The 12,250-nt window shown below is 70.7% G+C and carries 13 protein-coding genes; 7 read left to right on the forward strand and 6 right to left on the reverse strand.

Annotated features, from left to right (window positions below; all coding sequences use genetic code 11):
- Window positions 1–73: 73 nt before the first annotated feature.
- Both AB0J72_RS23745 and AB0J72_RS23750 read right to left on the reverse strand, forming a co-directional pair.
- Window positions 74–1,468, reverse strand: a complete 1,395-nt coding sequence (locus AB0J72_RS23745) for an MFS transporter (protein ID WP_363402080.1) — start codon at window positions 1,466–1,468, stop codon at window positions 74–76.
- A gap of 20 nt (window positions 1,469–1,488) precedes the next feature.
- Window positions 1,489–1,971, reverse strand: coding sequence for a hypothetical protein (locus tag AB0J72_RS23750; RefSeq protein ID WP_363402082.1), 483 nt, complete (start codon window positions 1,969–1,971; stop codon window positions 1,489–1,491).
- 150 nt (window positions 1,972–2,121) lie between these two features.
- Between AB0J72_RS23750 and AB0J72_RS23755 the strand changes: the two genes are divergently transcribed.
- Both AB0J72_RS23755 and AB0J72_RS23760 read left to right on the forward strand, forming a co-directional pair.
- Window positions 2,122–2,571, forward strand: coding sequence for a hypothetical protein (locus tag AB0J72_RS23755; protein WP_363402084.1), 450 nt, complete (start codon window positions 2,122–2,124; stop codon window positions 2,569–2,571).
- A 157-nt stretch (window positions 2,572–2,728) separates the two neighbouring features.
- Complete coding sequence (locus tag AB0J72_RS23760; protein ID WP_363402086.1) at window positions 2,729–3,103, forward strand: hypothetical protein; 375 nt, start codon at window positions 2,729–2,731, stop codon at window positions 3,101–3,103.
- 15 nt (window positions 3,104–3,118) lie between these two features.
- On the opposite strand, the gene AB0J72_RS23765 is transcribed toward AB0J72_RS23760, so the two are convergent.
- On the reverse strand, window positions 3,119–3,793 hold the full coding sequence (locus AB0J72_RS23765; protein WP_363402087.1) for a uridylate kinase: 675 nt from the start codon (window positions 3,791–3,793) through the stop codon (window positions 3,119–3,121).
- Window positions 3,794–3,836: 43 nt separating this feature from the next.
- On the opposite strand from AB0J72_RS23765, the gene AB0J72_RS23770 reads away from it, so the two are divergent.
- Window positions 3,837–4,385 carry an SUKH-4 family immunity protein gene (locus AB0J72_RS23770; protein WP_363402090.1) on the forward strand — a complete coding sequence of 183 codons (549 nt, stop codon included), beginning with the start codon at window positions 3,837–3,839 and terminating at the stop codon, window positions 4,383–4,385.
- Between the two features lie 110 nt (window positions 4,386–4,495).
- Here the strand turns inward: AB0J72_RS23770 and AB0J72_RS23775 are convergent, their stop codons facing one another.
- On the reverse strand, window positions 4,496–5,560 hold the full coding sequence (locus AB0J72_RS23775) for an AI-2E family transporter (RefSeq protein WP_363402092.1): 1,065 nt from the start codon (window positions 5,558–5,560) through the stop codon (window positions 4,496–4,498).
- Window positions 5,561–5,812: 252 nt separating this feature from the next.
- On the opposite strand from AB0J72_RS23775, the gene AB0J72_RS23780 reads away from it, so the two are divergent.
- From AB0J72_RS23780 to AB0J72_RS23790, 3 genes are all read left to right on the forward strand, one after another.
- Window positions 5,813–6,694 (forward strand): helix-turn-helix transcriptional regulator, encoded by an 882-nt coding sequence (locus tag AB0J72_RS23780; protein ID WP_363402094.1) that lies wholly within the window; start codon window positions 5,813–5,815, stop codon window positions 6,692–6,694.
- 199 nt (window positions 6,695–6,893) lie between these two features.
- Window positions 6,894–7,928: an alcohol dehydrogenase catalytic domain-containing protein gene (locus tag AB0J72_RS23785; RefSeq protein WP_363402096.1), complete on the forward strand. Its 1,035-nt coding sequence runs from the start codon at window positions 6,894–6,896 to the stop codon at window positions 7,926–7,928.
- Between the two features lie 53 nt (window positions 7,929–7,981).
- Window positions 7,982–8,998 carry an aldo/keto reductase gene (locus AB0J72_RS23790; RefSeq protein ID WP_363402098.1) on the forward strand — a complete coding sequence of 339 codons (1,017 nt, stop codon included), beginning with the start codon at window positions 7,982–7,984 and terminating at the stop codon, window positions 8,996–8,998.
- Here the strand turns inward: AB0J72_RS23790 and AB0J72_RS23795 are convergent.
- The gene (locus tag AB0J72_RS23795; protein WP_363402100.1) at window positions 8,984–10,525 is read right to left on the reverse strand and encodes an MFS transporter; all 1,542 of its coding nucleotides are present in this window, start codon (window positions 10,523–10,525) and stop codon (window positions 8,984–8,986) included. The genes AB0J72_RS23790 and AB0J72_RS23795 overlap by 15 nt on opposite strands.
- Before the next feature lie 106 nt (window positions 10,526–10,631).
- On the opposite strand from AB0J72_RS23795, the gene AB0J72_RS23800 reads away from it, so the two are divergent.
- Entirely contained in the window at window positions 10,632–11,201 is a 570-nt protein-coding gene (locus AB0J72_RS23800; protein ID WP_363402102.1) for a TetR/AcrR family transcriptional regulator, read from the forward strand.
- 125 nt (window positions 11,202–11,326) lie between these two features.
- Here the strand turns inward: AB0J72_RS23800 and AB0J72_RS23805 are convergent, their stop codons facing one another.
- Window positions 11,327–12,154: a hypothetical protein gene (locus AB0J72_RS23805; protein WP_363402104.1), complete on the reverse strand. Its 828-nt coding sequence runs from the start codon at window positions 12,152–12,154 to the stop codon at window positions 11,327–11,329.
- Window positions 12,155–12,250 lie beyond the last annotated feature (96 nt).

A 12,250-nucleotide genomic window follows, 5' to 3' on the forward strand; every position in this document is an offset into this window, starting at 1 on the left:
ACCGCTTGCCGCCTCCCGCGATTTGATTAGCGCCTCAGCCTCGTTCGGCCGCAACGCGGCACGGATCGGCTGATCACCGCACGTCATCGGTCAGTGTCAAGGGCAGCCGGGTGGCGGCGATGACGCCAACGATCGCTACGACCGCTAGGACCGCGAACACCACGCTGAAGGCCAGCGTCGGGGACGATGCCAGACCGGCCAGGACCGCGCCCGTCACCGCGACGCCCGTCACCGCCGCCACCTGCCGGACGGCGCTGAACATTCCCGAGGCCGCACCGGCCGCCGCCGCATCCACAGCTGCCATCGCGGCAACCGACAGAGGCGACCAGGCCACGGCATTCGCGACACCGAGCACCACAGCGCCGAGCGCCATCCACCACGGGTGGACTTCCAGGACGACCACAAGTCCGATCAGCAGCAGACTTGCCGCCAGCAACACCATCCCCACGGTCGCCGGACGGCGTGGTCCCACCCGGTCCACCCATCGGCCGGCCGAGGGGGACAAGACGGCCGCCACAACGGCGTCCGGGGCCATCACCAAGGCTGCCTCCATCGGCCCGAGGCCCCGTACCTCCTGCAAATACAGCATCGCCGGTAGTGCCATCGCGATGAAGGCCGTGCCCAGAGCCGCCATCGCAACGCTCGCCGCCCGGTATCCGGCCGAGCGGTAGAGTCCCAACGGCGCCAGGGCCGCAGGGCCCATCCGCCGCTCGTGGAACGCGAAGACGACCAGCAGCGCCGCTGCGACGGCGACAGCGACGGCGATCGCGGCTGCCGAGATGTCACGCCAGGCGAGCAGCGCCCAGACGAGAACACCGAGTCCTGCCGTGCTCGTGACCGCCCCCAGCAGATCAAGCTGCGCGGCCCTACCCCGGCTGCCGGGAATCCACCGCCACCCCATGAGCAGCGCGACACCGCACAGCGGAACGTTGACCCAGAAGATCCACCGCCACTCGAGGAACGCTGTCAGCAGCCCCCCGAGGACCGGACCGAGGAGTGCGCCGGCCGCCGCGACAGAGCCCCACGCACCGAGCGCACGCCCGCGCTCATCGGCGACGAACAGGCGCCGAATCAGCGTGAGCGGCTGAGGAGCCATCGCGGCCGCCGCAAGCCCCTGCACAACCCTGAACTGCACGAGCCAGCCGACCGACGGCGCCAGCCCACACAACGCCGAGGCCACCGCGAAGCCCGCCATCCCGACCAGGAACACGCGCTTGGGGTCGTACCGATCCCCAAGCCTCCCGGCGACGAGCAACGGGACCGAGAAGGCCAGCAGATACCCGGCCGTCACCCAGAACAGCCCGGAGACGCCCGGCTTGAGATCATCCTGAATGCTCGGACTCGCGACCGCCACGATCGTCGTGTCGAGCAAGATGACGAAGAACCCCGCAAGCAGAGCCGCAAGTCCCGCCCACCTGTTCGCCAATGTTCCACTCTTTCTACGCAGCGTGCCTCGGGCATCCAACATGCGGCGACTCCTCGCTTGGCCTACTGCATGGCGGTGGCAGGCGGGTGTTCGTAGGATTCCGGGCAGCGAAAGACGTACAAGGCGTAACCGCGGCCTATTGACACGTCAGTGGGGCCGGACGAGACGCCCAGCGGCTCCTCCGCCGGCCTCCAACTGCCACCTGTTCCGTGCCATTCGCTGGAGTCGGCGGTGAACAGCAGCGTCATCGCGGTGCCGCACTCGACGCAGTCCATCGGATGCGGGTCGGTCAGCGACCAGTTCGCGAACCCACCCACCTTCCAGCCGGGTGCCAGGGACAAGTCGTACTGGTAGCTGAGCCCGGTGCCCGCTTTGTTCTTCCACGCGGTGATCCGGGCGCCCAGTCCCGTCGGCAGCAGGCCGCTGTACTGGTATTCGCGGACCTGCTCTGGATGCACGACGCACGGGGTCGGCAGGTAGGCGCCGCTCACGACAGTCGGCTCAGGAGCCACGCTCAGCGGCCGCGGCGGCGTCGTACGAGTCATGGCGAGGATCGTAGGGCGCCTGACCACGCGGTTGAGCGGCCCCACCGAAGCAGCCGTTCGAGGCTATCCTCTCGGCGTGTTGATCAGCGTTCGGACGCTCGCCTGCCGCAGCAGCACCGAGGCGCACGAAGCCGGCATTATGCTGCGGCGGTGCGCCCCGTCCTGATCGCCGAGGTCGACCTGGCCCCCATGGGATGGGTCAGCCAGGTCGCTGCAGCCGGGTGGATGGTCACTCACCCGGCCGAGTCGTCGGTGACGGTGCTGGACACCGGCCTGCGCATCGTCGTGCGACTCGACGTTCCAGTGCAAGCGCACCGGTTCATGGCGAGTATTGATCAGCGGCACTTCGCGGCGGTGACCCTCGACGAACTCGTGGTCTGTGACCGGTCGGGCCGGGTGCTGTGGCGCCGCGAACATTCGATTCCGCGCGCCGGTCTCCCTTGCGAGCCGAACTGCCATCTCGACGCCCATGGGGTGCTGTGGGTCTATCTTCCGGCCGGTGACGAGTTGGTCGCATACGACGCGGCGACGGGGGAGGAGTTCGACCGCGTGCGGCTGGGACTCCTCGGTGGGCGCGGCCTACTTCTTTCCTCACCCTGACTGAGAACGACTGGGTCTGCACGTCGCCATGGGGCAGGACGCTCCGCTGAGCCATCTGGCCTGGATCGCCGACGGCCGGATCCGGGGCCGCAATCTTCCTGGCGGGTTCCTCAACGGCTTCACCTCGATCGGCGATCGGTACCTGGCGCTACCGCACATGGACGTGACGGAGATCGCCATCCGTGACGTGTCCACGGGCGCGGTCGTCGCCGCCTGTGCCTCCACCGACATCGCGGGCTACCACGGCAGGAGCGGCTACGGCCTCATGGAGGCAGCGGCCCTGCTCAACGACGACCACCTCCTCGTGGCCGTCAACGCCGACGGCGACGGCGAGGATCACCTGCTCCTCTCCGCTCGCAGATTGCATTGGCAGGCTGACGTCGACTACGGCATCGACATGACGCAGAACGCGGTTGCGGCAACCGACGGCCAAGGCCGTTGGCTGACCAACGGTCCGGACGCCATGCTGCGCCTGTGGAAACTCCCTGACCGCTTCACCAACGAGATCCCCGGACAACTCGACCTCTGGTGAACCGTTCGTGCCGGGTCAGTGTGCTTGGGTCTCCCAGGCCGGCTGCCGGGGGTCGTCGTTGTGCACGATGAAGTCGGCGTGGTGGGTCGGGCGGACCGTGGCGAAGTACAACTGTTGGGCGGGGATGTAACGCTCTCGCCAGCGGCGTTCGACGTCGGCCCGTGACGACAACCGGTGGTCCCGGATGACGGCGCGTCCCACGGTCTTGTCGAGGTTCGTCGACACGAAGATGCGCAGGTCCCACCGGTCGATCAGTTCCGGGCGCAGGAGGAAGACGCCGTCGAAGAGCAGCACGGCGTCGGCGCGGGCGGTCGTGACCGGCGGGGACAGCACGGTATCCGCGACGTGGTCGTAGACCGCGGGTTGGAAGCGTCGATCTCCGCCCGGGCCGAGCGGGTCGAGCAGAACCCGGTTCAGCGCGTCGTTGTCGTGGGTGTCGAAGTAGCAGCCTTCGGCCGAGTACTCGCCGCGCGGATAGCGCTGCGCCCGAGGGAAGAGGAAGTCGTCGATCGTCGCTCGGATGACGTCGCGGCCCTGTGTACGCAAGATGCCGGCGATCTCGTCGGCGAGCGTGGTCTTGCCCGCTGCGGGCGGTCCGTCGACGGCAACCCGCGTCGGGTGCGCGACGGTGACGGACCCGACCGCCTCAGCCAGCCGGTCGAGCATCTCGTCGCGGGTACCTCGGTTCATGTCCTGCCCCCGTCCTGGTCTCGCGAAGGATAACCTCGCTGGCGTGGCTACCGAGGATCTTCCTACTCCGCCCGACTTCGAGGCGGTTGCGGCATGGGCCGGCGCCGGTCGGGTCGTGCAGGCCACTCCGCGTGACGTAGCCGCGTGGCGGCTCCCGGAGATCCAGAAGGCGGCGCTTGTCTCCGGCGGCATACCGCTGATCGACGGTGTCGTTGATGCGGTTTCGTTCGGGACTGAGCCGGCGATGTACCGGCTCGCGGAGCGTCGCCTGGACATGTCAGCCATCAGGTGGGTGTACGGCGCCGTGCCGGAAACGGGTCACGTCCAAGAGGTCCTGCTGCCCACCAATGAGACGAAGTTCGTCAACTCGTCGATCATTCACTGGCTCTGTTCATTGCACCTGGTCGGCACGTGGCTGGGCACCTCAACCGTCATCGGACGCTGGGACGAGGACGAAGAGGCCGAGGAAGCCGCACTTGCCGAACTCGCGGACCTCCTGCAGCAGATCAAGGCCCTCGACCCACCCGCGTACGGCGATGGCTACCACCGCACCCACTTCTGGCCCGGCATACTCGACCGCTGGCTCTACTGACCGCCCCGACGCGTCCACACCTGCCGCGGTGCTCGCTCGTGGCCGATGACAGTGCGCCCGATCACGTTCCGTCGGACGAGATGTACGGCGGTTCGTTCACCGGTCCCCAGCTACGTTGCCGGCCCGGGTGGTGGCAGGTCGGCAGTGTCCGGCGCCGGAGGGGGTTCCCTCAGGAGTTCGATGCTGCGGGCCACGATCGCCGTCACCGGCGTGGCGAGGGCGAGACCCGCGACGCCTGCCAGGGCGCCGCCGATCAGGGTGGCGAGGAGGATCACCGGGGGGCTCATGCGCAGTGTGGCGCCGAAGGCGATCGGGCTGACGAGGTTCTGGAGCAGGACGTTGGCGAGGATGACGACCAGGATCATCCAGAGTGCGGCTGACTGGCCGCCGCTGCCGAGGGCGATCAACACGGCGAACAGGGCGGCGACCGCGGCGCCGAGGTAGGGGACGTATGCGCCGAGGAACGTGATGACGGCGATCGCGCCCACCAGCGGTACCTGCAGCAGCAGTGCGCCGAGGGCGACCACGGCGGCGTTGAACGCGCCGATGAGGGTCAGTCCGCCGTAGTAGTGCCGGACGACCATGGCGGCCCGGCCGAGGAGGCGGTGACCCAGTTGTCCCGGCAGCGGGAGGTGGCCGGCGGCCCGGGCGGTGATGGCGTGGCCGTTCATGAGCAGGAAGAAGCAGACGAACAGCGCCACGAAGAGGCCGAGCAGGATGTTGACGCTGGCGCCGAGCAGGTTGCTCAGTGCCGGCAGCAGGCCGGACACGAGGATGTCGCCCGACTGGTGCACGGACTGCCGGCCGGCCTCGGCGGCGTTGCCGTCGACTCCTGCCGAGCCGAGGAGGTGGTGCAGCTGGCTGACGGCCGCGTCCAGGTTCCGGCTGATCTGTTCCCGCTGGCTCGCCACGCCCCACACGACCAGCGCGATCGCGCCGGCGCCCAGCGCGACCACGAGCAGGAGCGTGGCGGCCGCACCGGCAGCGCGGGGGACTCGGCGCCGTGCGAGGCCGTCGACGACCGGCAGGAACGCGATGGCCAGGAACAGCGCGACCACCAGCGAGATCACGATGGGCCGCAGAACGACGAGCAGGAGGATCACCCCGACCACCAGCAGCGCCACACCGACGAGCGCCCAGGCCACGGAGCCCACCGCCCGCAGGCGGTGCGACAACCGCTGGGACGGTGTGCGACGGGGGTCCGGTTGTCGATACATGTGCTCGTTCATTGCGTTGTGCCGGAGTTCGGTCGGTTCCTAGCTGCAAAGGTCATCGCTTCGTCGCCGAACGGCCTCGCTCGGAAGGAGTGACGACCGTGGCAGGGTGGGTGCCGCCAGGCGATGTGCGCTCCGCCCCTTGCGCTGCCTGCTGTTCGTGGTACTGGCAGAACCTCCCAGGCCGGGCCCGGCGGTCGTAGCGTCGAGAGCGTGGACAGCCGAGCCGAGATCCGTGACTTCCTCACCACCCGCCGGGCCAACGTCACGCCGGAGCAGGCGGGTCTGCCGGCCTACGGCGGGCACCGCCGGGTCCGCGGGCTGCGCCGGGAGGAGGTGGCGCTGCTGGCCGGGGTGAGCGTCGACTATTACACCCGCCTCGAGCGCGGCAATCTCTCCGGTGCCTCCGATGGCGTCCTGGAAGCCCTGGCCCGGGCGTTGCAGCTCGACGACGCCGAACGGGCGCACCTGTTCGACCTGGCCCGCACGGCGAACACCACCGCCGCGAACGCTCGCGGGCGGCGGCGTCCGACGTCGCAGCTGCGCCCGGTGGTGCAGCGGCTGCTGGACGCGATGACGATGGCTCCGGCGTACGTGCGCAACGGCCGCCTGGACGTGCTCGGCGCGAACGCGATGGGTCGGGCGGTGTTCGCGCCGCTGTTCGACACGGCGGCGGCCACACCGAACATCGCCCGGTTCATCTTCCTGCACGCGGCGAGCCGGGAGTTCTACCGCGACTGGGAGACCCTCGCCGGGGACACGGTGGCGCTGCTGCGCGCCGAGGCCGGCCGCGACCCGTATGACCGGGCGCTGACCGACCTGATCGGGGAGTTGTCCACCCGCAGCGACGTGTTCCGGACCTGGTGGGCCGCGCACAACGTGCGGCTGCACCGCTCCGGGGTCAAGCGCCTGCACCATCCCGAGGTCGGCGACCTGACCCTGGCCTACGAGTCCCTCGACCTGACCACCGATGTCGGGCTGCGGCTCAACGCCTACACCGCCGAACCCGGATCCAGCTCACAAGAGGCGCTGAACCTCCTCGCCAGCTGGACCGCGGCGCCGCACGAGCGGCCCGCCGCCCGCCCGGCCGACTGAGCACGTCGACTGAGCACGCCGGCTGAGCCCGCCGGCTGAGCACGCTGACTTGGGGGGTTCTGCCGGTACCTGGAACACCAGCCACTGCCACGTCGGCTTCGGCGCCGGTTGGATGGAAAGCACAGGGGTAGCGGTCACCGAGAGTGACGCATTGTGGCCGCACACGAGTCATCGAACGGACATTCCGGAGGAAACAACCATGCGTGCAACCCTGATCTACGGCGCCGGCGACGTCCGGATCGAGACCGTGCCCGACCCGGTGCTGCGGGAGCAGACCGACGCGCTCGTCCGCGTCGTGCGCTCATGCATCTGCGGCAGCGACCTGTGGCCCTACGGATCCCGGCCGGCGACCGGAGACGGCGACCGGATCGGCCACGAGTTCCTCGGCGTCGTCGAGGACGTCGGCCGCGACGTCTCCGGCCTGGCCGCCGGCGACCTGGTCGTGGCGCCGTTCGTATGGGCCGACAACACCTGCGACTTCTGCCGTGAAGGGCTGCAGACCTCCTGCCGGCACGGCGGGATGTGGGCCACCGGCGGGATCGACGGCGGCCAGGGCGAGGCGGTCCGCGTACCGCAGGCGCAGGGCACCCTCGTCAAGCTGCCCGTCGGCGAGGACTCGGCGCTGCTGCCGTCGCTGCTGGCGCTGTCCGACGTGTTCCCGACCGGGCACCACTGCGCGGTCACCGCCGGCGTCGGCCCGCGCACCTCGGTCACGGTGATCGGCGACGGCGCGGTCGGCCTGTCCGCGGTCCTCGCCGCGAAGCGGCTCGGTGCCGAGCGGATCATCCTGATGGGCCGGCACAAGGACCGCACCGACCTCGGCCGCGAGTTCGGCGCCACCGATGTCGTGGCCGAGCGCGGCGAGGAGGGCGTCCATCGGGTACGGGAGCTGACCGGCGGCGACGGCACCCACACGGTGCTGGAGTGCGTCGGGCTGCGCCCGGCGATCGAGACCGCGTTCGCCGTGGTCCGCGACGGTGGCACGGTCAGCCGGGTCGGCGCGCCGCAGTACCCGGACGTGCCCGCCGACTTCGGGGTGTTCTTCCGCAACATCACACTCACCGGCGGGGTCGCCCCGGCCCGTGCGTACATCGACGAACTGCTGCCCGACGTCCTCGCCGGCCGGGTCCAGCCGGGCAAGGTCTTCGACCGCACCGTCACCCTCGACCAGGTCCCCGACGGCTACCGGGCGATGGCCGACCGCAACGCGCTGAAGGTGCTGATCCAGCCATGACGACGCCGGCCGACGCCCGGACCGACCCGCAACCCACGACGAAAGGAAGCACAGTGAAGCAGCGAACTCTCGGAACCGGCCTGACCGTCTCGGAGATCGGCTACGGCTGCATGAGTCTCACCGGAGCGTACGGCAACACCGGTGGCCCCGCGCGCCAGGACTCGATCGCGCTGATCCGTCGCGCCGCCGAACTCGGCGTGACCTTCTTCGACACCGCCGAGGTGTACGGGCCCTTCACCAACGAGGACGTCGTCGGGGAGGCGCTGGAACCGCTGCGGGACCAGGTGAAGATCGCCACCAAGTTCGGGTTCGCCTTCGCCGAGAACGGGGTGGAGCCGGGCGGGCTGTGCAGCCGCCCGGACAGCATCCGCCGGGCGGTGGAGCATTCGCTACGCCGGCTCCGTACCGACCGCATCGACCTGTACTACCAGCACCGGGTCGACCCCGACGTGCCGATCGAGGACGTCGCCGGCACCGTCAAGGAGCTGATCGAGGCCGGCAAGGTCCTGCACTTCGGCCTGTCCGAGGCCGCCGCCGCCACGATCCGCCGGGCGCACGCGGTGCAGCCGGTCACGGCCGTGCAGAGCGAGTACTCGATGTGGTGGCGCGACCGCGAGCAGGACACGATCCCCGTCCTGGCCGAGCTGGGCATCGGCCTGGTGCCGTACAGCCCGCTGGGCAAAGGCTTCCTGACCGGCGCCATCGACACCACGACCAAGTTCGCCGACAGCGACTTCCGCGGCCAGACGCCACGCTTCCAGGGCGAAGCGCTCGCCGCCAACCTGGCCCTGGTCGACGTCCTCAACCAGATCGCCGCCAAGGCCGGAGCCACCCCTGCCCAGCTGGCACTGGCGTGGCTGCTGGACCAGCACCCCTGGATCGTGCCCATCCCCGGCACCAAGACCCGGCAGCGGCTGGAGGAGAACACGGCCGCCGCATCGGTGGAGCTCACCGCCGATCAGCTGGCCGACCTGCGGGCCGCGGCCGATCAGATCAGCATCATCGGAGCCCGGTACCCCGAGGCCCAGGACGCCATGACCAACCGCGACGCGCCACTACCGACCAGATAGCCCCGGTTGCCGCCTGGAGGGCACGACCTTCCAGGCGATGACGGCGGCGACGACGAGCAGCGCGGCGGCGATCATCGAGGTGAGCTGCATGCTCCGTGCGAAGGCGTCCCGGGCGGCGGCGAGGATCTGCTGCTGCCCGGCGCCGGCCAGGGACTGGCTGCCGGCGGCGAGGGACTCGGTGACCGCCGTCCGGGCGGGGTCCGACAGGCCGGACAGGTCGGGCAGGCCGCCGCGGTAGAACGCCGCGTGCAGGGTGCCGAGCACCGCGATGCCGAGGGCGACGCCCAGCTCGTACGACATCTCGGAGATCGCTGACGCGGCCCCGGCCCGTTCGCGGGGGACCGCGTTCAGGACCGCGTCGGTGGCGGCGGTGTAGGCGATACCGATCCCGACACCGACCAGGACCAGCGCGAGTGCCAGCCCGAGGTAGCCGGTGAACCCCTCGGCGAGCGCGAGCACGCCGAAGCCGGCGGCGGTGAGCAGCAACGACGAGCCCAGCGTCGCGCCGACGCCGAGGCGGGTGATGACGCGGACGGCGACGACCGCGACCGCGATCGAGGCGAGGGTGCCGGGCAGCTCGCGCAGCCCGGCCTGCAGGGGCGAGTAGCCGCGGACGAGCTGCAGGTACTGGGAGAAGAAGAACAGCAGGCCGCTGAACGCGAACACCGCGACGAGCGAGGCGAGCACGGTGCCGGTGAACGCGGGCCTGGTGAACAGCGTGACGTCGATCAGCGGAGTGCGCAGCGCCCGCTGCCGGCGGACGAAGACGACCGCGGCGGCGGCACCGGCGACGACGGCGATCAGACCGGCCAGGTCGATGCCGGACTTGGCGCAGTGCTTGACCGCCCACACCAGCGGCACGATGGCGGCGATCGACAGCGCGGCGCTGAACGGATCGAACCGGCCCGGTTCGGGGTTGCGCGACTCGGGCACCAGCACGGCGACGCTGATCAGCACCAGCAGCATGATCGGCAGGTTGATGATGAACACCGAACCCCACCAGTAATGCTCCAGCAGCGCCCCGCCGACCAGCGGGCCGAGCGCCGCGCCGCCGGAGGCGCCCGCCGACCACACGGCGACCGCCCGGGTGCGCTGCCGGGGGTCGGTGAACATGTCGCGGATGATCGACAGCGTCGACGGCATCACGGTGGCCCCGGCGACGCCGAGCAGCGCACGGGCGGCGATCAGCCATCCTGCCGTCGGCGCGAACGCGGCGAGCACGGACGCGGCGCCGAAGCCGGCGGCGCCGAGCAGCAGCAGCCGCTTACGGCCGATGCGGTCGGCGAGGGTGCCCATGCTGATGAGCAGGCCGGCGAGGGCGAAGGAGTAGACGTCGCCGATCCACAGCACCTGGCTGGAGCTGGCGGCCAGATCCGCGCTGAGGGCGGGCATCGCGAGCGCGAGCACGGTCCCGTCGACGGCCAGCAGGGTCACGGCCAGGGCGAGCGCCGCCAGCGCGGCCCACTGGCGGGAGCCGGCCTTCGCGGTCGGGACGTCGGCGGTGCGCGTCGGTGAGGGGATCGCCATGCGCTCGACTGTACGGACCATTTGGTCGGCTGAGCAATCCAGATGGTCGGTTAGTATGCTGTCGGTACGGTGCGCCGCACCACACCGAGCTCTGGAGGACGTCTGCGTGGAGGGCCGGGGACGCAACACGGACAAGACGCGCCGGATGGTGCTGGACGCCGCCGCGGAGGTCGTCGGCACGCACGGCGCGGGCGCCAGCGTCGACACGATCGCGCGGCACGCCGGCGTGTCGAAAGGCGGCGTCCTGCACCACTTCAAGTCCCGCGACCAGATGCTGCTGGCACTGGCGGAGGACCTGATCGAACAGTTCAGGGCGGCCGTCCACGCGGCGATCGACCCCCACGACAACGCACCCGGCCGCCTGGCGCGCGGCTACGTCAACGCGACCTTCGACGAGCTCGTCAGCGGCGACGGCAACTCCGAGTTCGCGGTGCTCGTCGCGACCCTGTTCAGCGTCCCCGGCGTTGCCGAACTGCTGCGGCAGGACAGCAGACGGTGGGCGGAAGCCTTCGACGCGGACGGCCTGCACCCCCAGCGAGCGCGCGTGATCATGCACGCGGCCGACGGCGCGTCCATCGCCGGCCTGTACGGCGGCAGCGACCTGGAGGCGCTGGAACAATCCCGCCACCTGCTGCTCGCACTGAGCCGCCAGGAAGGCCCACTCCTCACGCCGTGACGCGCCGCCGTGCCGCAGCGCATTGACGCGCCACAGACGGAGTTACGAATCGTGTCGCGGTCGATGCGACGAACGGGATAGGCGCGACTCAGGTAAGGCCGGCCACGGCCCGCCACGACGGGCGTTCATGGCGCCATACTGCCCTCGAACGCCTGCATGTCGATGACCGCCGGATCCCGGGTCGCCTCCGCCAGCAGCACAGCGATCGCTGCAGGGTCGTCGGCGAGCGCCGGAGCGAGCGCGGCACACACTCGCACGCCGGGGTGTGGGTCGCGCAGCCACGCTCGCGGTGCCCCGTCCAGTTCACCGGCGCCCAGCAGCATCGAGGCGCGGTGGTACGGGACGTCCGAGACGCACTCCGCCAAGTGGTACGCCAGCAGCCGAGGCCGGTGCACCGCCAGATCGGGATGGCGGCTCAGCATCGCCGCGGCCGAGGCCGCAGCGAGCCGCAGCTGCGGCGCCGATGCGGCGAGCAGTGGCTCAACCGCCGCGAACACGTCGGGCAGCAGGTCGAAGCAGTCCGTCCGCGCCGCGGCCAGCAGCACCTCGCCCGGCGCGTCGGCCTCCGTCCAGTCCAGGACGGAGCGGGACTCGCGCAGGTACGCGGCCAGCCACTCCCGCACTTCGGGCTCGTCACGCCGGGACGCCGCCGCCCGGTCGGCACCGGCGAGGGCGGCGCCGGCGACTTCGCGCAGGAACCACAGGGCCGCACGGCGCAGGGTCGGGTCGTCGCTGCCGAACCCGGGCTCCCCGATCGTCCGGACAAGGAAGCGGACGCCCTCGACCGTGGCCGGGGTAAGGCGCCCGCCGCAGTACAGCGCAGACCACAGGAATGAATACGGCGCCCGCCAGAACGGTTCGTCCGGCTCGTGGGGACGGTCCTCGTCGCCCTGGCGCAGGGCGTCGAGGAGGGCGTTGTCGTCGACGGACGGGCCGTATGCGTGAAAGGGCACGGCTCAGGGCCGCCGGAGCGTGCGGATCACGTTGAAGGACGGTAGCAGCGTGCGGGCCGGCGTATGACTCACGACGAGGGCCCATCCGCCGTGAAG

It is taken from the genome of Dactylosporangium sp. NPDC049742 (assembly GCF_040674675.1).
Classification (GTDB): Bacteria; Actinomycetota; Actinomycetes; order Mycobacteriales; family Micromonosporaceae; genus Dactylosporangium; species Dactylosporangium maewongense.

Bases quoted from the DNA above. Each gene is read 5' to 3' on its own strand.
- AB0J72_RS23745 (WP_363402080.1), bottom strand. From the start codon at position 1,468: ATGTTGGATGCCCGAGGCACGCTGCGTAGAAAGAGTGGAACATTGGCG.
- AB0J72_RS23785 (WP_363402096.1), top strand. From the start codon at position 6,894: ATGCGTGCAACCCTGATCTACGGCGCCGGCGACGTCCGGATCGAGACC.
- AB0J72_RS23795 (WP_363402100.1), bottom strand. From the start codon at position 10,525: ATGGCGATCCCCTCACCGACGCGCACCGCCGACGTCCCGACCGCGAAG.
- AB0J72_RS23765 (WP_363402087.1), bottom strand. From the start codon at position 3,793: ATGAACCGAGGTACCCGCGACGAGATGCTCGACCGGCTGGCTGAGGCG.
- AB0J72_RS23750 (WP_363402082.1), bottom strand. From the start codon at position 1,971: ATGACTCGTACGACGCCGCCGCGGCCGCTGAGCGTGGCTCCTGAGCCG.
- AB0J72_RS23760 (WP_363402086.1), top strand. From the start codon at position 2,729: ATGGACGTGACGGAGATCGCCATCCGTGACGTGTCCACGGGCGCGGTC.